Below are 17,896 nucleotides of genomic sequence, written 5' to 3' on the forward strand. Positions count from 1 at the left end.
GATGACCGACACGTCCCCAACCGACGTCTCCCGAGAGCCCGACGTCGCCGAGTTCGAACGGATCGACTGGGAACGCCTCGACGGCCCGTCCCGCCTGCTCTCCGCCGAGCGAATCGCCCTCGTCGTCGGCCTGTTCGTCCTCGGCGCCGTCTACCTCGCCTACCGCGTCAGGGGCAACGCCTACCTCGTGTGGCGGTGGAACGTCGGCCCCGCCGACTGGCTGCTGTTGCTCTCGGTCGTCTTCCTGATCGCCTACGGCCTCGTCCCGCTCCGGCGGAACCGCCGGACGCTCCGACGGCTCCTCGGCCGACTGCGCGCCCGCCCGCTGACGGCGCTGGCGCTCGTCTACCTCGGGGTCGTCCTCGTCGTCGGCTTCTACGGCCTCGTCGCGTTCGCCGCCGGCGAGTTGACCGACCTCACGCTGGATCGGTTCCAGCCTCCGTTCTGGAGCACCGTTCCCTACCAGGTGACCCGGACCGACTGCGCCGGCTACGTCGCCGACGGCTGGGACCTCTCCCGGCCCTGTCACGGCTCCTTGCAGTACCCGCTCGGGACCGACCGCTGGGGGTACGACATGATCGACCTCCTGATCGCGGGCGCGCGACCGGTCGTGTACCTGACGGTCGTGACCGTCGGCCTGATCGTGCCGCTGGCGACCGTCGTCGGCCTCGTCGCCGGCTACTACGGCGGCACCGTCGACGACCTCCTGATGGCCTACGTCGACGTGCAACTCAGCGTGCCGGCGATCGTCGTCTACCTGCTCGCGTTCATGTTCGTCGGCAACTCGATGTTCCTGCTGCTGGCGGCGTTCGGCCTGCTCTCGTGGGGCGGAGTCGCGAGACTCGTCCGCAGCGAGGCCCTCCAGCGCCGCGAGGAGGGGTTCGTCCTCGCCGCGCGCGCCGTCGGCGCCCCGTCGCGGTACGTCCTCCGCCGGCACCTCCTGCCGAACGTCGCCGACACCGTCGTCCCCGCCGCGGCCCACCTGCTCGCCGTCCTCGTGCTCACCGAGGCCGGCCTCTCCTTTCTTGGGTTCAACCCCTCCTTCCAGTCGTGGGGGATGACGGTCGCCGAGGGGCTATTCTACCTGCGTCCGCCGACCATCGTCTGGTGGACCTCGACGTTCCCCGCGCTCGCGCTGGCGACGACCGTCGCGGCGGTCAAACTCGCCGGCGACGGCCTCCGTGACGTCCTCGATCCGAGGTGGGAGCCGTGAGCGACCCGCTGTTGACCGTCGACGACCTCCGCGTGCGGGTCGACGCCGACGACGGCCCCGTCCAGGCCGTCGACGGGGTGGGCTTCCGGGTCGACCGCGGCGAGACCGTCTGCCTCGTCGGCGACAGCGGGAGCGGCAAGACCGTCACCTGCGAGTCGATCACGGGGCTGCGATCCGGCGCCGCGGTCGACGTCTCGGGCGAGGTCCGCTTCGACGGCCGCGACCTCCTCGCGCTCGACGAGGGGGCGCGCCGGCGGCTCCGCGGCGACCGGATCGCCTACGCCTTCCAGAACCCGCGGAGCGCGCTCGACCCGGTCTACACCGTCGGCGACCAGATCGTCGAGGCGGTCGCCTTCCACCGCGACGTAAGCGACGCGGTGGCCCGCGAGCGCGCCGTCGACCTGCTCCGGCAGGTGGGCATCTCGCGGGCGCGAGAGCGCGTCGACCGGTATCCACACGAGTTCTCCGACGGGATGTGCCAGCGGGTCGGGATCGCCATCGCGCTCGCGGCCGAACCCGAGTTGCTGATCGCCGACGAGCCGACGTCGGCGCTCGACGTGACGATCCAGGCCCGGCTGATCGAACTGCTCGACGACCTCCGGCGCGAGCGCGCGCTGTCGATGCTGCTCGTGACCCACGACCTCCGGGTCGTCGCCGCGCTGGCCGACCGCGTCGTCGTGCTGTACGAGGGGGCGGTCGTCGAGCGCGGCCCCGTCGAGCGCGTGTTCGACCGGCCGGCCCACCCGTACACGCGGGCGCTGTTCCGGAGCTTCGCGGGCGAGCCGACCGACGGCCCGCCGGCGTCGCCCCCCGACGACGGCTGTCGTTTCCGGGCGGAGTGTCCACACGCGATTCCGGCCTGCGAGGACGGGCAGCCCCCGCTCGAACCGGTCGAGGGTGACGACGCGCACCGCGCCGCCTGCGTCTACCACGGCCCCGGTCGCGACGCCGCGACGGTGCTGGGAGACGACGCGACGGCGAGGTGGGAGGGAAACCGTGACTGACTCCGAGCCGCTGCTCTCGGTTCGAAACCTCGAAAAGCACTACCCGATCACCGAGGGGCTGCTCCGCCGGGAGGTCGGCACGGTCCGCGCCGTCGACGGGGTGAGCTTCGACGTCCGCCCGGGCGAGGCGGTCGGCCTCGTCGGCGAGTCGGGCTGTGGCAAGTCGACGACGGCGCGGGCTTCCCTCCGGCTGGAAGAGCCCACCGGCGGCGAGATCCGGTTCGACGGGGCGGACGTCCGGGCCTACGACGACGCCCAGTTGCGACGCTTCCGGCGCCGGGCTCAACTCGTCTTGCAGGACCCGGACTCGGCGTTTAACCCCCGGCTGACCGTCGGCGAGGCCGTCGCCGAGCCGCTTTCCGTCCACGGACTGTCCGACCGCGACCGGCGCCGCCGCGTCGTCGAGGACGCCCTGGAGCGGGTCGGGCTGTCCGCCGACGACGCCGACGGCTACCCCCACGAGTTCTCCGGCGGGGAGAAACAGCGGATCGCGCTGGCGCGCGCGCTGGTCCTGAACCCGGACCTGATCGTCGCCGACGAGCCGGTGAGCGCCCTCGACGGCCGCGCGAAGGGCGACGTGCTCGGCCTGCTTGCGGACCTCCGCCGGGAGTTCGACGTCGCCGTCCTGCTCATCAGTCACGACGTCGACGTCGTCCGCCGGTTCTGCGACCGCGTCGCGGTGATGTACCTCGGGCGGATCGTCGAGCGCGGCCCCGTCGAGCGCGTGTTCGACGACCCGCGACACCCCTACACGCGGGTGCTGCTGTCGTCGGTGCCGTCGCTCGACCCGAACGACCCGATCGGACGGACGGGACCGGAGGCCCCGACCGACGAGCCCCCCGACGCCTCCGACCTGCCCGCCTGCTGCCGGTTCCACCCGCGGTGTCCGGCGATCGTTCCGCCCGACGAGGTCGACCTCCCGCGCGAGCAGTGGCTGGGCGTCGTCTCCCTCCGACTCCACCTCGACCCGGCGGCCGACGCCGACGCGTTCCGGGCGTCGCTGCCCGCGGCGGGCGAGGCCGGCCTGCGAGCGCGGTTCGACCTCCCGGAGCGGCTGGCGGACCCGGCGGTCGACGAGGCGGTCTCGGCCGCGGCCGCGGCCGTCGAGGCGGGCGACCTCGCGGCGGCCCGAGAGCGACTCGCCGAGGCGACGACGTCGGTCTGCGAGCGCGAGTCGCCCGCGCTGACCGACGCGCACGCCGACCGCCCCGTCGCCTGTCACCGGTTCGATCCCTCGGTCCCCGGGGAGCCGGAGACGGGCGTCCCGGTGCGGTCGCTCGAGGACTGAGTCGGTTACCGCTCCATCTGGACGCTCGACCCGAGGTACTTCGAGAGCACCTCGGTCACGTCGTCGGCCTTGAACGCCTCGAGGTCGGCCGCGATCGCCTCCTTCAGCGCCGCGACGTACGCCTCGTCGGCGTGCAGGCCCGCGAACTCGACGGACTCGACCGGGACGCCGATCCTCTCGGCGAACACCTCCCGGGCGTAGGCCCGGTCGTTGACCTCGCCACGCCAGAGGAAGTCACGGAAGAACAGCCACCCCTCCTCGCCGGGTTCGGCCGCGTCGAGGTAACAGCGCGTCTCGAAGGTCGCCGGCTCGAGCGAGACGTCGGCGGCCGCGGGCTCGATTCGCAGACGCACCCGGAAGGCGTACCGCGCGTCCATCTAGGTGCGCTCTGTCTCGATCAACTCCGCCATCTCGATGTCGTCGTCGGTGATGCCGCCGGCCTCGTGGCTCGTCAGACGGATCTCGAGTTCCTCGTAGCGGACGATCATCTCGGGGTGGTGGTACTGCGCCTCGGCGATCTCGCCGATCATCTGCGCGAAGTTGACCCCGCGCATGTAGTCGTCGAACTCGTAGACGCGAACGATCTCGTCGCCGTCGCGCTCCCATCCCTCGGGGAGCCGTTCGGCGACTTCGTCGTCCGAAAGCACGTCGGCCATGATCGGCCGAACGCGAGCCAGTCAAATAACGATTGTGCCCACGGCGAACGGACGAACAAACTAGCCGAGGCGGCGGCGATGGCCGCTCAGTCGTCCTCGGCCGCGCTGACCGGCACGTCGCCGGCGGCGGCCAGCAGCGCCGCGGCCGGCTCGGACTCGGAGCCGAACTCGGGGTCGAACAGCTGGAGGGCGGTGTTGATCGTCCGCCAGTCGTCGTCGGCGGCGGCCTCGCGCAGGCTCTGGGTCGGCGGCGCGAGCAGCTGGTTGACGAGCGCGTCGGCCATCGAGGCGACGACCTCGCGTTGCTCCTCGGAGAACGAGTCGTCGTCCAGCCGGGCGAGTGCGGTCTCGAGTTCGCGGCGCTTGATCCGCTCGGCGGACTCGTACATCGTGGCGATGGCCTCGTCCGCGCGGGTGCGCTTGAACTGCTCGACGAGCAGGTCGTACTCCTCGTCGATCATCGCCTCGACCTCGCGGGCCGCGTCGGCGCGCTGCTCGCGGGTCTCGGCGGTGAGTTCCTCGAGGTCGTCGAGGTCGTAGACGGTCACCTCGGGGAGGGCGGCCGCGCTCGGGCAGACGTCCCGCGGCTGGCCGAGGTCGACGACGACCTGCTCGCGGTCGCCGAGGTGGGCGGGTTCGAGCAGCGGGTCGTCGCTGTCGGTGGCGGCGACGACGACCGTCGCGCGCTCGGCCGCCCCTTCGAGCGCCGAGAGCGGAATCGCGCGTCCGTCGGCGTCGAGGTCCTCGACGACGTGTTCGGCGTGCGGGACGGTCCGGTTCGCGACGACCACCTCCTCGACGCCCGCGTCGGCGAGGCTGCGGGCGGCGAGCCGTCCCATCTCGCCGGCGCCGACGACGAGCGCGGTCGCCCCGTCGAGGGCGACGTCCGCGGCGGCGAGGCGGGTCGCGGCCGACCCGAGCGAGACGACGCCCTCGTTGATCGTCGTCTCGGTGCGGGCGCGTTCGCCGACGTGGATGGCCTTCGTGACCGCAAGCTCCAGCAGCGGGCCGATCCCGCCGGCCGTGCGGGCGTCCTCGTAGGCGTCGCGCACCTGGCCGATGATCTGGTCCTCGCCGAGGACGACCGACTCCAGGCCCGCGGCCACCCGCAGGAGGTGACGCAGGCTCGCGTCGTGGCCGCTGTGGACGACGGCGTCGTCGTCGACGCCCGCGAAGAACTCCCCGAGGACGCCCTCGCCGCCGGCGGCCTCGGGGGTGACGACGTACGCCTCGACCCGGTTGCACGTCGAGAGGACGAACGCCTCCTCGACTGCCGGCCGGGAGAGCAGGTCGGCGACGCCGGCACGGTGGCTCTCCGGACTGGCGGCCGAGAGGTCGTCGACGCTCCCGCTGTCGTGGGTGACCCGGGCACCAGAGACGACGCCCGCGGGGGTCACGTCGGCTCACCTCCGGTAGCGCGTTCGTCGGCCAGCACGTCCGCTATCACTTGTTGGCTCTTGGCGGTACCCGTACGTAAAGCTGTCCAAACGGCCGACGAATTGACGACCTCGGTAACCAGTTCGCGCCGCCGTTCCGGGGGCACGTCCCGCGCTTCGAGTTCGGACCGAAGCTCCGCCAGTAGCGTCGCCATCTCGCCGGCGCCCGCGAGGCGCTCCTCGAAGTCCTCCCGGAGGTACCGGCTCAGGGCGGGTGCCTGCCCGCCGGTGGCGACGGCGACGACCACGGGGTCCTCGCGGACCGTGGCCGGGACGACGACGCTCCCCGGGTCGCGCTCGCCGGCCCGGTCCGCGCGGTTGACGAGGATGCCCCGCTCGCGCGCGGCCGCGGCGACGGCGTCGTTGACGCCCTCGTCGTCGGTCGCGGCGACGACCAGCGCCGGGTCGGCGCTGTCGAGCCACGCCGGCACGTCGTCGGGGCCGGGGGCGGCGCGGACGAACGCCGCGTCGCCGAAGTCGGCGTCGGCGAACGTCGGGCTGACGACGACGACGCGCGCCTCGCGGGCGAACCGCCGGGCCTTCCGCGCGCCGACGGGGCCGCCGCCGAAGACGAGCACCGTGGCACCGCCGAAGTCGTGGAGCAGCGGGATCATGGTCTCGTTAGCGGGCGCGCGTGTTCGCGTCCGCGCGCTCGGCCAGTCGGATGCCGGTCTTCTTCAGGATCCGCGTCGAGAACAGGGTGTCCCAGTCGTCCTCGCCGACGTCCCAGTACTCGGCCATCGTCTCGCGGACCTGCTCGACGCGCCGGCGGCTCTCGGCCTCGGTGCGGCCGTGGGTCATCGCGAAGACGTTGTACGGCCAGACGCCCTCGTGGCGCGGCCGCTCGTAGCAGTGGGTGACGAACGGGAGCGCGGCGACCGCCGGGCCGACCTCGCCGACGACGTCGTCGGGGACGTTCCAGACGGTCATCCCGTTTTCCGTGTAGCCGAGCGCGTAGTGGTTCGGCACGACGCCGATGCGGCGGATCTTCCCTTCGGCCTCGAAGCGCTTGAGGGTCGCGAGGACCCACTCGCGGTCGCGGCCGACCGCCTCGGCGACGTCGGCGTACGGCGTCTCGGTGAGCGGGAGGCCGTCCTGTACTTCGAGGACGAGGTCCCGTTCGGCCGGCGAGAGCGTCCGGTCGTCGGTCGGTGCGACCTCCGGGCCGAGCTGCGAGAGGTCGATCCCGGCCTCGCCCGGTTCGTCGCCGGCGAGCGGGCCGTCGACGTAGAACTTGGCCTCGACGCGGAACTCGCGCTGTTTGGGCAGGTCGTAGGTCTCCTGGCCCGTCTCGGCTTCGATCTCGGCGAGCACCTCCTCGATCCGTTCGTCCTCGGCGACGCTCACCACGAACCAGACGTTGAGGTGGGGGTGCTCGCGCTCGTAGTTGTGCGCGACCTCGCGGCGGGCGTTGATCGCCTCGACGACCTCGTCGAAGCGGTCCGCGGGCGCGTGGGTGGCGACGAGCGTCGCCGCGCCGCCGATCTCGCTCGCGTTCACGAGCGGCCCGAACCGCGAGAGGACGCCCCGCTCGTCGAGGTCGCGGATCGTCTCGAGCAGTTCCGCGGCAGTGACGTCGACCCCGCGCTCGCGCATCGCCGCCGCGGCGGGTTCGAACGGCGCGGCGACGACGGGAAAGCCCCCCTGAAAGGCGTTGACGACGGCCCGCTCGCGCTCGGTGAGGTCGGCGTCGGAGTCCATACGCGTTCGTCGGGACCGCCGCGGCATAAGAGCCTCGGGACCGTCCCGCCGGGGGCCGCGACTCAGTCGCCGCGGACGCCGGTGACCTCGAAGCCCATCTCCCGGACGTCTTCGAGGATCGCCTCGTGGTCGGCGCTCGCCTCGTAGTAGATCACGACGTCGAACGTGCCCTCGCGCAGCAGTTGCTGGCACTCCCAGACGAACGCCTCGTCCTCCAGAGTCAGCCCCTGGTGCTGGTTCGAGGAGAAGTCCGGGTCGTCGTTGCCGGAGTAGACGTAACAGTCCCGCGGGTCGTGGCCCGCGTGCTCGGCGATGACGTCGCCGACGTCGATCGTCGCCTGCATCATCTGTACGTCCTCCTGGGAGCCGAAGTCGGTGTGAACGATCGCCCCGTTGAGTTCGATCTCGCCGGGTTCGAGCAGCGCCCTGGTCCGCTCGTAGAGGTCGTCGTCGATTGCGTCTGCCATCGGTGGACCTCGACCCCCGGACGCCAAAGCGGTCACGATTCCCGCGTCGTCCGGCCCGACCACGTTCGGCCTCGGACACGGGTGCTACGTCTTCACGTACCAGTCGACGGCGACGACGGACACACAAAAGACATAGTGTTCCGTCCACTCACGTCGTGTGATGAGCGGGTGGCTCCGGCGCCGCGCCCGGACGGCCTACGAGCGGTTGCTCACGCGTGAGATCACCGGCGCGCCGACACACGTCGCGGTGATCCAGGACGGCAACCGGCGCTACGCCAGACGGAACGGACGGGAGGCGCCGGACGGCCACCGTGCCGGCGCCGAGACGACCGAGCGCGTCCTCGAGTGGTGTCAGGACGTCGGCGTCGAGGAACTCACCCTGTACGCGTTCTCGACGGAGAACTTCGAGCGCCCGCCCGACGAGCGCGAGGCGCTGTTCGACCTCCTCGAGGAGAAACTCCGCGAGTTCGCCGACGCCGACCGCGTCCACGAGAACGAGGTCTGCATCCGCGTCATCGGCGACGTCGACCGCCTCCCCGGCCGGGTTCGGGCGGCCGTCGACTACGCCGAGCGGCGCACCCGCGAGTACGACCGGTTCGTCCTCAACGTGGCGCTCGCCTACGGCGGACGCAACGAGTTGCTCGAGGCCGCCCGCAGCGTCGCCCGTGACGTCGAGGCCGGCGACCTCGACCCCGAGGACGTCGACGTCCGGACGATCGAGCGCCGGATCTACGACCGCCCCGTCCGCGACGTCGATCTGATCATCCGCACCGGGGGCGACGAGCGCACCTCGAACTTCCTGCCGTGGCACGCAAACGGCAACGAGGCCGCCGTCTTCTTCTGTACCCCCTACTGGCCGGAGTTCTCGAAGGCCGACTTCCTGCGCGGGATCCGCACCTACGAGTCGCGCGCGGAGTCCTGGCGGCGCACCCGCGCGCGCCGTGCGCTCGCGCTCTTGCGGGCGGTCAGCGAGACCGAACTCGCCGAGGCGCGGGCGGTCGTCGACCGGTTTCGCGACTCCCTCCCGAGCGGCGAGCGCCCCGACGACGACGAACTCGAAGGTCTCGACGCGGAGCGGCGGACCGCCGACTGAGGCCCGCACCTCCGCAGTCGTTATGACAGCGCGCGAGTAACTCGAACGCATGCCGCTTTTCCCTCCGATCGCCTCCCGCCGGTCGGCGCTTGACGGGGCCGTCCGCGACCTGTTCGAGCAGTCGTACGACCACGCGGTCGTCTACGGCGACCGCGACGGCGAGGACGTCCTCCACGAGGGCCCCGTCCGCGTCCGCGCGAACGGCTGGCTCGAACTCGACGGCGGGCGACTGCTCTCGCCGGCCGCCGTCGACCACGTGGACGTCTACGACCGCGACGCGCCGGGGCCGGGCGAGGGCTGACCTACCGGCCGAACCGCCGCGAGCGGTTGCAGAACTCGAGGACCGCCCGCAGGAAGTCCCGCTCGCGGAAGTCCCGCCAGTTGACGTCGGTGAAGTAGAGTTCCGAGTAGACCGACTGCCAGATCATGAAGTCCGAGAGGCGCTCGGCGCCGGTCTTGATCACGAGGTCGGGTTCGGCGGGGAAGACGAGGTGTTCCTCGACGCGCTCGGCGTCGATCTCCGCGGGCGCGAGGTCGCCCGCGTCGACGCCCTCGGCGAGCGTTCGGACGGCGCTCGTGAACTCGTGTTTGCCGCCGAGGCCGATGCCGACCTGGATCGGCGCGTCCGCGCGCGCGTCGTCGTCCGGACCGCGAACCGCCACCTCGCGGGGGGCCTCGACCGCCTCTAGCTGTCGCCGCAGCGTCGGCACCGCGGCCGCGTCGAGGACGCTCACGTAGACGGTCACGCGGCTGGCGTACTCCAGCGCCCACTCGAAGAAGGCCGTCAGCGTATCGTAGGCGCCGCGTTCGAGCAGGTCGCGCTCGGTGATGACGAGCGCGACGTGGTCCGGCGGCTCGCCGGCGTGTCGGCGGATCCGGAGGGCGAGGTACCGTTCGTACAGTCCCACGGGGGAGCGGTTCCCGGCCGGCGACCAAACCCGTTACGGTCGAGCGGGCGTCGGCCCGCCCTTCGAGAACCTTAAAGTAACCCCCACAGAAAGGATCGGATATCGTGACAGCGTCCGTCCGGCGTGCGGGAGCGTTCGCCGCGCTCTCGACACTCTCGCTCGCCGCCCCCCTCTTCGGGCCGGTGCCAGCGGCGACGGTAGCCGCCGCCGCGTTGCTCGTCGCGCTCGCCGTCACCGACGGGCCGCTGTTCGACCTCTTCGCGTTCCCCTCCGACTACGAGGACGGCCGCCTCTACGGGCTGCTCACCTTCGTCCTCGCGGCGGCCACGCTCGGCCTCGTCGCGACGCGCTGGCCGACGATGGATCTCGGCATCTTCGTCGGCACCGTTTTACTGATCGGGTACGGCGTCCTCGCCGAGCGGGTCGTCGCCGGCCGCACCGACGCGGACGTCCCGCCGGTCGCGGCGTTTACGGTCGTCGGCCTGCTGGCGGCGGTCGGCGGGCAGGCGGCCTCGCGCGCGCTCGTGGGAGCGCCGATCGAGTCGGCGCTCCCGGAGATCGTCTTCCTCGCGGCCAGCGGCGCGTTGCTGGCCGCGCTGTTGCGGGACGTGCTGATCAGCTACGACGACCCGATCGTCATGCTCGCGGTCGGCCTCGTGCTGTGGCTGCTCGCGGCGCTGGAGCCGGCGATCGGGACGACCGGCATCGCGCTCGCGCTCGCGGTCACCGTCGCGATGGGGTCGATCTCCTACGTGCTCGGGGCCGCCTCGGTCACCGGGATGCTGACGGGCACCCTGCTCGCGCTGCTGACGATCGTCCTCGGCGGCTACGACTGGTTCGCGGTCCTCATCTCCTTTTTCGCGATCGGGAGCCTCTCGACGAAGATCCGCTACGAGGAGAAAGCCGACCGCGGCGTCGCCGAGGACAACGACGGCGCCCGCGGGGGCGGGAACGTCCTCGGGAACTCCGCGGTCGCGCTCGCGGCCGTCGTGGGGTACGCGGCGAGTTCGGCGGGGTTCGTCCCCGGCGCGGCCGACCTCTTCCTGTTCGCGTTCGCCGGCTCCGTGGCGACCGCGATGAGCGACACCCTCTCGAGCGAGATCGGCGGCATCTTCGACTCGCCGCGGCTGATCACCACGCTCGAACCGGTCGAGCCGGGGACCGACGGCGGCGTCACCTGGCAGGGCGAACTCGCCGGACTCGCCGGGGCGAGCGTCGTCGCCGCCATCTGCTACGCCTTCTTCCCGGAGGTCGACGCCGCGGCCGCGGCGGTCGTCGTCGCCGCCGGCGTCGTCGGCATGACGGTCGACAGCATCCTCGGGGCGACCCTCGAAGGGTCGGTGCTCGGTAATCAGGGCGTGAACTTCCTCGCGACGCTCGCGGGGGCGTTCGCGTGCGCGCTGCTCGTCCTCTCGGCGGCGATGCTCGGCTAGTCGGGCGGGCGCTCGGCGACGTCGTCGATCGCGTGGATCCGGACGCCGACGGGCCGCTTCGTGAACTGGCCGAGCGAGCGGGCGACGATCCGCTCGACGCCGCGGTCGGCCGCCAGATCGAGCAGGCGCTGGCCGAGGATCGCGTCGAGCAGGACCGTCGTCGGAACCTCGTCGAGGTCTTCGAGGACGTCGTAGGCCTCGCCGGCGTCGGCCTCCTCGAGTATCTCGCCTGCCCCGTCGAGGAACCGGACGCGGTCGGTCCCCTCGCGGACGACCGCGCTCGCGTGCTCGTAGACGGTCTCGGGGGCGGGTTCGGCCTCGCTCTCGCTCTCTTCGTCGGCGTCGGCGTCGTCGCTGGTGCAGGTCGGTGCCGCGTCGGGGACGACGGGGCGGCTGGCGGGCGCGGCGGGCGCGTCGTCGACCGCCGGGGCGGGCGTCGCGCTGCCGTCGGTGGCGGCGACGGCGTCCCGCGGGGTGTTCGTCTCGGCGACGGCGTCGTACGGCACCTTGTTCCGGAGGGCGGCGAACAGCTGGTGGTGGTCGAGGTCCTCGACGGAGGTGCCGGCGGGGGCGAACGCGACGAAGTCGACGTCGCCGACCTGCGAGAGTTCCTCGAGGATGAGTTCGCCGCCGCGGTCGCCGTCGAGGAAGGCGGTGACGGTCCGCTCGCGGGTGAGGTCGGCGACGGCGTCGGGGACGTTCGTCCCCTCGACCGCGATGGCGTTTTTGATGCCGTACTTGAGGAGCGTGAGCACGTCGGCCCGCCCCTCGACGACGACGATCGCGTCGCTGTCGGCGACGCGCGGGCCGGCCGGCAACCCCCCGTACTCGGTGATGTCCTCGACGCGGACGTACTGGCGCACCTCCGCGAGGATCTCCTCGGAGGACATCACGGAGTCGTCGAAGCCGGTCCGCAGGAGTTCCTTCGCCCGGTCGACGACCGCCCTGCGCTTGGCCGCCCGGACGTCCTCGATCTCGGTGACTTCGAGGTCCGCCCGGCAGGGGCCGACCCGGGTGATCGTCTCGAGCGACGCCGCGAGCGTGGCGGTCTCGACCTTGTCGAGTCCCGTCGCGATCGTCAGGTGGCCGTGAGAGGTACCGTTCGAACTGGAGATTTCGACGTCGATGCGGCCGACTTTGCCGGACTGGCGCAGGTCGCGGAGGTCGAGTTCGTCGCCGAGCAGACCTTCGGTCTGGCCGAAGATCGCGCCGACGACGTCACTCCGTTCGACCACCCCGTCGGCCGTGACGTCCGCGTGAATGAGGTATTTCGCAGTGTCTTCCATGTGAGATCTGCCCCGACGTGGGGCGCGGTGACGCGTGAACCGCGTACATGACCGTTCTGTGTGAAATTGGTTCGTGAGCGGCAAATATGTGTTGACACGCGGGAGCCGGGGGGCCGACCCGCGGGTCGCGGCCGCGGTCAGTACGAGCGGCCGTACCAGTAGGCCGTCAGGGCGATCAGGATCACGAGGCCGATCAGGAAGAACAGCGCTCCCGGCGGGATCATCGAGACGACCGCGTCCGCCGTTTCGAGCGCGCCGTCGAGGGTCACGCCGCCGTCGTCGGCGAAGATGGGGTCGGGCTCGCCGCCGTCGGCCGTGAAGTTGTCGGCCGACACGTCGACGTCCGTGCCGGCGTCGGCCGAGTCCTCGGTCACGTCGTACGTGTCCACGTCGTCGGTCGACTCGGCGGCGTCCTCCTCGGCGTCGGCCGTGCCCGCCCAGTCGCCGCCGCTGTCTCCCCCGCCCCCGCCCCCGTCGTCGCCCCCCGCGGGGGCGGCCTCGTCGTCCGCGCCCATCGTCGGCGAGAGGAAGCGTCCGAGGCCGTACTGGACGAGCAGGCTGCCGCCGGCGAGCGCGACGACGCCGCCGATGAACCGCGAGAGGGCGTCTTTCAGCTTCTCCGCGGTCGAGCGGTCGCTGGTGACGATCAGTGGCCCGTCGGCGGTCGCGTAGACGCTCATCTCGTTGCCCCGCGAGGAGTACCACGTGTCGACGACCTCCACGAGGCCCGCCTCCTCGAGTTTCTCGAGGTGGTACCGGACGTTCTGGATCGAGGAGTCGATGGCGTCGGCGACGTCGCTCGGCGTCCCGGGTTCGTCGTTCAGCGTCGTGTAGATCTGGCGGGCCGTTCCCGAGGAGAGCGCGCCGAACACCGCGTCGGCGTCCTCGTCCCCGAGGTCGACGACCCGTGGCTGTCTCTCCCGGTTCGGGGTCTCCGAGCGGAGAGGAAACAGGCGGGCCATATCGGTTCTCTTCTAGTTCTCTCACCGACACATATACTCCTTTCCATACGTGAAAGAGCCGTTTTACCTTGGGGAATCGGGCGAGGGCGTGGGGGTAGCGGCGAACGCGTGTTGATGAAGATCAGTCTTCAACCGCGCGGTCCGAACAGAAACAGTTACCAACGACGGTCCGTGAGCTACCCCCATGCGACACGCCGAACTGGTCGGATGGATCGCTGCCGCGATCGTCCTCGCCGCGCTCGCGGTCCCCTGGTTCCTGTGGGGGTCGACGACGGTCGTCGCGGGCCTGCCGCTGTGGCTGTGGTGGCACGTCGGCTGGATGCTGCTCGCGGCGGGCGTCTTCTGGCTGTTCGCCGAGCGAGCCTGGGGGATCGGCGTCGAACCCGAGCGCGACGGTCCCGGTCCGTCGGGGGGTGAGCTCCGGTGACGGTCGGCGTCCAGCTCGGGATCGTCGTCGGCTACCTCCTGCTGGCGCTCGCGGTCGGCCTCGTCGCCTACCGGCTGGCCGACCGCACCGCCGAGGACTTCTACCTCGCGGGGCGGACCCTCGGGACCGTCGTCCTGCTGTTCACGACGTTCGCGACGCTGCTGTCGGCCTTTACCTTCTTCGCCGGGCCGAACCTCGCGTACGCGTACGGCCCGGAGTGGATCCTCGTCATGGGGCTCATGGACGGGATCATCTTCGCGATCCTCTGGTACGCGATCGGCTACAAGCAGTGGCTACTCGGCCGCCAGCGCGGCTACGTCACCCTCGGAGAGATGCTCGGCGACCGCTTCGGCTCGCGGGGACTGCGCGGGTTCGTCGCCGGCGTCAGCCTCCTCTGGCTGTTCCCGTACGTGATGCTCCAGCAGGCCGGCGCGGGGACCGCCCTCGAAGCGCTGACCGAGGGCGCGATCCCCTACGCCGCCGGCGCCGCGCTCATCACCCTGTTCATGATCCTCTACGTGGTCGTCGCCGGGATGCGCGGGATCGCCTGGACCGACACCCTCCAGGGGGCGTTCATGCTCGTAACGACGTGGGCCGCCGCCGCGTGGGTGCTCGCGTCCGTCGGCGGCCCCGGCGCCGCGACGGACGCGCTCGCGGCGTCCGAGGTGGGAAGCGAGTTCCTCGCGCTCGGGACCGACTACTACACGCCCCAGTGGATGCTCTCGACGGCGATCACGATCGGCTTCGGCGTCGCGATGTTTCCGCAGGTGAACCAGCGCTTCTTCGCCGCGGGCTCGAAGACCGTCCTCAAGCGGTCGTTCGCCCTCTGGCCGATCCTCTGTGTGTTGCTGTTCGTCCCCGCGTTCATGCTGGGGGCGTGGGGCCGCGGACTCGGCGTCCCGGTGCCCGACGGCGGCAACGTCCTGCCGGTGATCCTCGGCGAGTACACGCCCGCCTGGTTCGCCGCGCTCGTCGTCGCCGGCGCGATGGCCGCGATGATGTCCTCCTCGGACTCGATGCTGCTGTCGGGGTCGTCGTACTTCACGCGCGACCTCTACCGGCCGCTCGTCGCGTCCCTCGGCCGGGACCTCTCTACGCGCCGCGAGGACCTGCTCGCCCGCGCCGGCGTCGTCTGTTTCGCGCTCGCGACGTTCGTCGCCAGCCTCTACAACCCCGCGACGCTGTTCGAACTCGGCAACGCCGCCTTCTCCGGCTTCGCTCAACTCGCGTTGCCCGTGCTGGTCGCGCTCTACTGGCGCGGGACGACTCGCGCGGGCATCGTCGCCGGCGTGGCCGGCAGTCAGGCGTTCTACCTCGCGACGCTGTTCCGCTGGGTGATCGTCTGGACGATCGGCGCCGTCGACGCCGCGGTGCAGGCCGTCCCGATCCTCGGCCCCGTCCTCGGCGGCTTCTCGCCGGCGCTCGTGACCGTCGTGACGACGGTCGTCCGGGACTCGTACCTCGGGTGGACGCCGGGGATCGTCGGCATGCTGCTCGGCCTCGTGCTCACCGTCGGCGTCTCGGTGCTGACAAGCCCCGCCGCCGCCGAGGAGCGGACGCTCTACTTCGAGAGGCTGCGCGCCGACTGACCACATCGTCACACCGAAAGGGGCCGGCCGCGTAGCCGGTCCCGATGGCCGAACTCGTCTTGCCGGCGTCGATCCGCGACGCGTGGCGCCCGCTGGGGACCCGGACCGACGAGCGCCGGATCGCGCTGGCCGCCATCGTCGCCGAGACCACCCTGTACGAGCACGTCGCGACGGCGACGGCCCTCGACGACGTCCGGGGGAGCGACGTGCCGGTCCGCTCGCTGTTCGCGATCGACCTCTCCTTTCGCCCGTCGCTGTCGTCGCTCGGCGTCTCGCCGGCGGCCGTCCTCTCGATGGCGGCCCCGCAGGCCAAACGCCAGTTCGTCGACAGCGTCGAGGACGACGGCCTCGTCGTCGACGGGGAGCGGTCGTCGGGGCGGTTCGAGCGTGCCGACGGCACCGCGGGTCGGCGGTACGTCCTCGACGTCTCGTACCCGCTCGACCCCGCCGACGGCGGGGAAACCGCGTGGATCGACGCCGAGACCCACGTCGCCGTCTGGCCGACCGACCGCGCCTACCGGATGGCCGGCGGGACGTTCCCGCTCGCGGACGCCGACGGGGTCGCCGGCGCCGAGGGTCTCGTCGCCGACCCCGAGCGGGACCGCGAGACGGTTCTCGACGTGGTCCGGACCGTCGAACTCGCGGACGACGGGGACGTGGCCGACGAAGACGAAAACGAGGTCGACAGCGGTCAGTAACCGTCCGCCGTCGGGCTGTAGTCGACGACTTCGACCGCGCCGAGGGTGAGCGCGTCGGGATAGAACTCGCCGTCGGGGGAGTGGTAGCCGGTCGGTTCGAGGACCGCTTCGAGGACGACCTGCTCCTCGGCGCGGACGGACATCGTCTCGGCGACGCGCTCGACGGCGTGACGGGGACAGCGAACGTCGGCGAACTCCCAGCTGTGGCCCTCGTAGCAGGTGGCCGCCGCGACGACCGGGTCGCCGGCCTCGAGGACCGTCGGCTCGTCTCCCTCCTCCCGGGCGCAGGCCGTACAGGTGACGGTGCCGCCGACGACGTCGGGTTCGACGGCGAGGCTGGCGACGACCATCCCGGTAAACTCCCGGCGCAACGCGGCCTCTTCGAGCATTCGAGCGTACTGAGACGGGAGTCGGCTTGAGCCTGTCGCCAAACTGCAGGGCACGATGCCCGGCGGACGAATGCCTTTAGGCTCGATCCTCCCAACGCGGAGGTATGCAGACCCACATCGTCCCGGTCGGCTTCGACTACGACCGGCTCATCGCGCCGCTCGCGGCCTCTGTCGGGCTTTCAGAGATGTTCACCAATGCCCGAAACCACGCTCGAACCCATCGCTCCGAACGAGGCAGTTCGCCTCTACCTGCGTGACCGTCAGAACGAATTAGCCGACGCAACCATCGACTCCTACCGGTATAAGCTCGAAAAGTTCGTGGAGTGGTGCGAGACGGAAGACCTAGAGAACCTGAACTCGCTTTCAGGGCGTGACCTACTCCGATTCAAGCAGTACCGTGCCCAAGACCTGAACAGCGTTTCGCTCAAGGGCCAACTCGACGCCCTGCGAGCGTTCGTGAAATGGTGCGAGTCCATCGACGCCGTCGAGCAAGACCTTCACAACAAGGTTCTCTCGCCCTCACTGAACGATGGCGACCGAGAGCGCGACGTGTTGCTCGACTCTGACGCCGCGACAGACATACTCGACCACCTCGCACGTTTCGAGTACGCGTCCCTTCAGCACGCGCTCTTGACCCTACTGTGGCGCTGTGGAGCGCGGTCGGGGACTGTCCGGTCGTTCGACCTGCAGGACTATGACCGAGAGAACCAGTGGCTCCGTGCAAAGCACCGGCCCGAGACGCCGCTGAAGAACAAGGAGAAGGGCGAGCGTCTAATCGCCTTGAGTTCCGACGTGTGCCAAGTCCTGAACGACTACATCGACCACAACCGCGAGGACGTGACCGACGAACGGGGACGGAAGCCACTACTCACCACGCAGTTCGGGCGCGTCTCGAAATCGACCATTCGGGAAACCTGCTACCGGTGGACGCACCCCTGCCAGTACAATGGTGGTCACTGTCCCCACGGTCGGGACACCGACACCTGCCAAGCGCTGAATCCACCAGAAAAGGCACCGTCGGTTTGTCCCTCGTCTCGGAGTCCGCACGCGTGGCGACGAGGGGCAATCACCCATCACCTCACCGAAGACGTGCCTGTAGATGTGGTGTCGGATAGGATGAATGTCTCTCGTGAGGTGCTTGAGGCCCACTACGACCGACGCGACGAAGAGGTCAAAGTCGAACAGCGTCGTGGCTACCTCGAAGGAGTGTAACAGACTCATGCCCCTCGCTCGACGCGTAGACGCGACCTGCCCGGACTGCGGCGATGACAGCGACGTGTGGATGTTCGAAAAGGACGAACCGACCATCATCAAGGAACACTACACCTGCGAGTCCTGCGGGTGCG

Annotated in this window: 20 protein-coding genes; 10 read left to right on the top strand and 10 right to left on the bottom strand. The window is 70.9% G+C overall.

What is annotated here, in order from left to right; all coding sequences use genetic code 11:
• Position 1: 1 nt before the first annotated feature.
• The 3 genes from NKG98_RS08515 to NKG98_RS08525 are packed head-to-tail and all read left to right on the top strand — an operon-like array spanning position 2 to position 3,505.
• Positions 2 to 1,213, top strand: coding sequence for an ABC transporter permease (locus NKG98_RS08515; protein WP_254769228.1), 1,212 nt, complete (start codon positions 2 to 4; stop codon positions 1,211 to 1,213).
• Positions 1,210 to 2,217, top strand: coding sequence for an ABC transporter ATP-binding protein (locus NKG98_RS08520; RefSeq protein ID WP_254769229.1), 1,008 nt, complete (start codon positions 1,210 to 1,212; stop codon positions 2,215 to 2,217). Before NKG98_RS08515 ends, NKG98_RS08520 begins: the two co-directional genes overlap by 4 nt.
• A complete protein-coding gene (locus NKG98_RS08525; RefSeq protein ID WP_254769230.1) occupies positions 2,210 to 3,505 on the top strand; it encodes an oligopeptide/dipeptide ABC transporter ATP-binding protein in 1,296 nt (431 codons plus the stop codon). The genes NKG98_RS08520 and NKG98_RS08525 overlap by 8 nt, the downstream gene beginning before the upstream one ends.
• A gap of 5 nt (positions 3,506 to 3,510) precedes the next feature.
• Here NKG98_RS08525 and lwrS read toward each other — a convergent pair whose 3' ends face one another.
• From lwrS to NKG98_RS08555, 6 genes are all read right to left on the bottom strand, one after another.
• Positions 3,511 to 3,882, bottom strand: coding sequence for an LWR-salt protein (gene lwrS / locus NKG98_RS08530; RefSeq protein ID WP_254769231.1), 372 nt, complete (start codon positions 3,880 to 3,882; stop codon positions 3,511 to 3,513).
• Positions 3,883 to 4,161 (bottom strand): 4a-hydroxytetrahydrobiopterin dehydratase, encoded by a 279-nt coding sequence (locus NKG98_RS08535; protein WP_254769232.1) that lies wholly within the window; start codon positions 4,159 to 4,161, stop codon positions 3,883 to 3,885. It abuts the gene before it with no gap.
• Positions 4,162 to 4,247: 86 nt separating this feature from the next.
• Positions 4,248 to 5,558 carry a glutamyl-tRNA reductase gene (hemA, locus tag NKG98_RS08540; RefSeq protein WP_254769233.1) on the bottom strand — a complete coding sequence of 437 codons (1,311 nt, stop codon included), beginning with the start codon at positions 5,556 to 5,558 and terminating at the stop codon, positions 4,248 to 4,250.
• Complete coding sequence (locus NKG98_RS08545) at positions 5,555 to 6,211, bottom strand: precorrin-2 dehydrogenase/sirohydrochlorin ferrochelatase family protein (RefSeq protein WP_254769234.1); 657 nt, start codon at positions 6,209 to 6,211, stop codon at positions 5,555 to 5,557. Before NKG98_RS08545 ends, hemA begins: the two co-directional genes overlap by 4 nt.
• 7 nt (positions 6,212 to 6,218) lie before the next feature.
• Positions 6,219 to 7,298: a siroheme decarboxylase subunit beta gene (gene ahbB, locus NKG98_RS08550; RefSeq protein ID WP_254769235.1), complete on the bottom strand. Its 1,080-nt coding sequence runs from the start codon at positions 7,296 to 7,298 to the stop codon at positions 6,219 to 6,221.
• Positions 7,299 to 7,360: 62 nt separating this feature from the next.
• On the bottom strand, positions 7,361 to 7,765 hold the full coding sequence (locus NKG98_RS08555; RefSeq protein WP_254769236.1) for a DUF5778 family protein: 405 nt from the start codon (positions 7,763 to 7,765) through the stop codon (positions 7,361 to 7,363).
• A 160-nt stretch (positions 7,766 to 7,925) separates the two neighbouring features.
• On the opposite strand from NKG98_RS08555, the gene uppS reads away from it, so the two are divergent.
• Together uppS and NKG98_RS08565 are read left to right on the top strand one after the other, a co-directional pair.
• The gene (gene uppS, locus NKG98_RS08560) at positions 7,926 to 8,858 is read left to right on the top strand and encodes a polyprenyl diphosphate synthase (RefSeq protein ID WP_254769237.1); all 933 of its coding nucleotides are present in this window, start codon (positions 7,926 to 7,928) and stop codon (positions 8,856 to 8,858) included.
• A 49-nt stretch (positions 8,859 to 8,907) separates the two neighbouring features.
• Positions 8,908 to 9,159, top strand: a complete 252-nt coding sequence (locus NKG98_RS08565) for a hypothetical protein (protein ID WP_254769238.1) — start codon at positions 8,908 to 8,910, stop codon at positions 9,157 to 9,159.
• A gap of 1 nt (position 9,160) precedes the next feature.
• Here the strand turns inward: NKG98_RS08565 and NKG98_RS08570 are convergent, their stop codons facing one another.
• On the bottom strand, positions 9,161 to 9,766 hold the full coding sequence (locus NKG98_RS08570) for an undecaprenyl diphosphate synthase family protein (RefSeq protein WP_254769239.1): 606 nt from the start codon (positions 9,764 to 9,766) through the stop codon (positions 9,161 to 9,163).
• 104 nt (positions 9,767 to 9,870) lie between these two features.
• Between NKG98_RS08570 and NKG98_RS08575 the strand changes: the two genes are divergently transcribed.
• Entirely contained in the window at positions 9,871 to 11,199 is a 1,329-nt protein-coding gene (locus NKG98_RS08575) for a DUF92 domain-containing protein (RefSeq protein ID WP_254769240.1), read from the top strand.
• On the opposite strand, the gene dnaG is transcribed toward NKG98_RS08575, so the two are convergent.
• A complete protein-coding gene (gene dnaG, locus NKG98_RS08580) occupies positions 11,196 to 12,485 on the bottom strand; it encodes a DNA primase DnaG (RefSeq protein WP_254769241.1) in 1,290 nt (429 codons plus the stop codon). The genes NKG98_RS08575 and dnaG overlap by 4 nt on opposite strands.
• Positions 12,486 to 12,622: 137 nt before the next feature.
• Positions 12,623 to 13,447 (bottom strand): ArsR/SmtB family transcription factor, encoded by an 825-nt coding sequence (locus tag NKG98_RS08585; RefSeq protein ID WP_254769242.1) that lies wholly within the window; start codon positions 13,445 to 13,447, stop codon positions 12,623 to 12,625.
• 184 nt (positions 13,448 to 13,631) lie between these two features.
• On the opposite strand from NKG98_RS08585, the gene NKG98_RS08590 reads away from it, so the two are divergent.
• The 3 genes from NKG98_RS08590 to NKG98_RS08600 are packed head-to-tail and all read left to right on the top strand — an operon-like array spanning position 13,632 to position 16,161.
• The gene (locus NKG98_RS08590) at positions 13,632 to 13,874 is read left to right on the top strand and encodes a DUF3311 domain-containing protein (RefSeq protein WP_254769243.1); all 243 of its coding nucleotides are present in this window, start codon (positions 13,632 to 13,634) and stop codon (positions 13,872 to 13,874) included.
• On the top strand, positions 13,871 to 15,463 hold the full coding sequence (locus tag NKG98_RS08595) for a sodium:solute symporter family protein (RefSeq protein WP_254769244.1): 1,593 nt from the start codon (positions 13,871 to 13,873) through the stop codon (positions 15,461 to 15,463). Before NKG98_RS08590 ends, NKG98_RS08595 begins: the two co-directional genes overlap by 4 nt.
• Before the next feature lie 44 nt (positions 15,464 to 15,507).
• Entirely contained in the window at positions 15,508 to 16,161 is a 654-nt protein-coding gene (locus NKG98_RS08600; RefSeq protein WP_254769245.1) for a DUF6517 family protein, read from the top strand.
• Here NKG98_RS08600 and NKG98_RS08605 read toward each other — a convergent pair.
• A complete protein-coding gene (locus NKG98_RS08605) occupies positions 16,155 to 16,550 on the bottom strand; it encodes a hypothetical protein (protein ID WP_254769246.1) in 396 nt (131 codons plus the stop codon). The two genes, NKG98_RS08600 and NKG98_RS08605, sit on opposite strands and share 7 nt — an antisense overlap.
• Before the next feature lie 195 nt (positions 16,551 to 16,745).
• Between NKG98_RS08605 and NKG98_RS08610 the strand changes: the two genes are divergently transcribed.
• The gene (locus tag NKG98_RS08610) at positions 16,746 to 17,762 is read left to right on the top strand and encodes a tyrosine-type recombinase/integrase (protein ID WP_254769247.1); all 1,017 of its coding nucleotides are present in this window, start codon (positions 16,746 to 16,748) and stop codon (positions 17,760 to 17,762) included.
• Positions 17,763 to 17,896 lie beyond the last annotated feature (134 nt).

Source organism: Salinilacihabitans rarus (genome assembly GCF_024296665.1).
Taxonomy (GTDB): Archaea; Halobacteriota; Halobacteria; order Halobacteriales; family Natrialbaceae; genus Salinilacihabitans; species Salinilacihabitans rarus.

Coding starts and splice junctions, on each gene's coding strand:
- NKG98_RS08585 (WP_254769242.1), bottom strand. CDS start 13,447: ATGGCCCGCCTGTTTCCTCTCCGCTCGGAGACCCCGAACCGGGAGAGA.
- lwrS (WP_254769231.1), bottom strand. CDS start 3,882: ATGGACGCGCGGTACGCCTTCCGGGTGCGTCTGCGAATCGAGCCCGCG.
- ahbB (WP_254769235.1), bottom strand. CDS start 7,298: ATGGACTCCGACGCCGACCTCACCGAGCGCGAGCGGGCCGTCGTCAAC.
- NKG98_RS08545 (WP_254769234.1), bottom strand. CDS start 6,211: ATGATCCCGCTGCTCCACGACTTCGGCGGTGCCACGGTGCTCGTCTTC.
- NKG98_RS08605 (WP_254769246.1), bottom strand. CDS start 16,550: ATGCTCGAAGAGGCCGCGTTGCGCCGGGAGTTTACCGGGATGGTCGTC.
- NKG98_RS08565 (WP_254769238.1), top strand. CDS start 8,908: ATGCCGCTTTTCCCTCCGATCGCCTCCCGCCGGTCGGCGCTTGACGGG.
- NKG98_RS08535 (WP_254769232.1), bottom strand. CDS start 4,161: ATGGCCGACGTGCTTTCGGACGACGAAGTCGCCGAACGGCTCCCCGAG.
- NKG98_RS08515 (WP_254769228.1), top strand. CDS start 2: ATGACCGACACGTCCCCAACCGACGTCTCCCGAGAGCCCGACGTCGCC.
- NKG98_RS08610 (WP_254769247.1), top strand. CDS start 16,746: ATGCCCGAAACCACGCTCGAACCCATCGCTCCGAACGAGGCAGTTCGC.
- NKG98_RS08600 (WP_254769245.1), top strand. CDS start 15,508: ATGGCCGAACTCGTCTTGCCGGCGTCGATCCGCGACGCGTGGCGCCCG.
- dnaG (WP_254769241.1), bottom strand. CDS start 12,485: ATGGAAGACACTGCGAAATACCTCATTCACGCGGACGTCACGGCCGAC.
- NKG98_RS08555 (WP_254769236.1), bottom strand. CDS start 7,765: ATGGCAGACGCAATCGACGACGACCTCTACGAGCGGACCAGGGCGCTG.
- uppS (WP_254769237.1), top strand. CDS start 7,926: ATGAGCGGGTGGCTCCGGCGCCGCGCCCGGACGGCCTACGAGCGGTTG.
- NKG98_RS08590 (WP_254769243.1), top strand. CDS start 13,632: ATGCGACACGCCGAACTGGTCGGATGGATCGCTGCCGCGATCGTCCTC.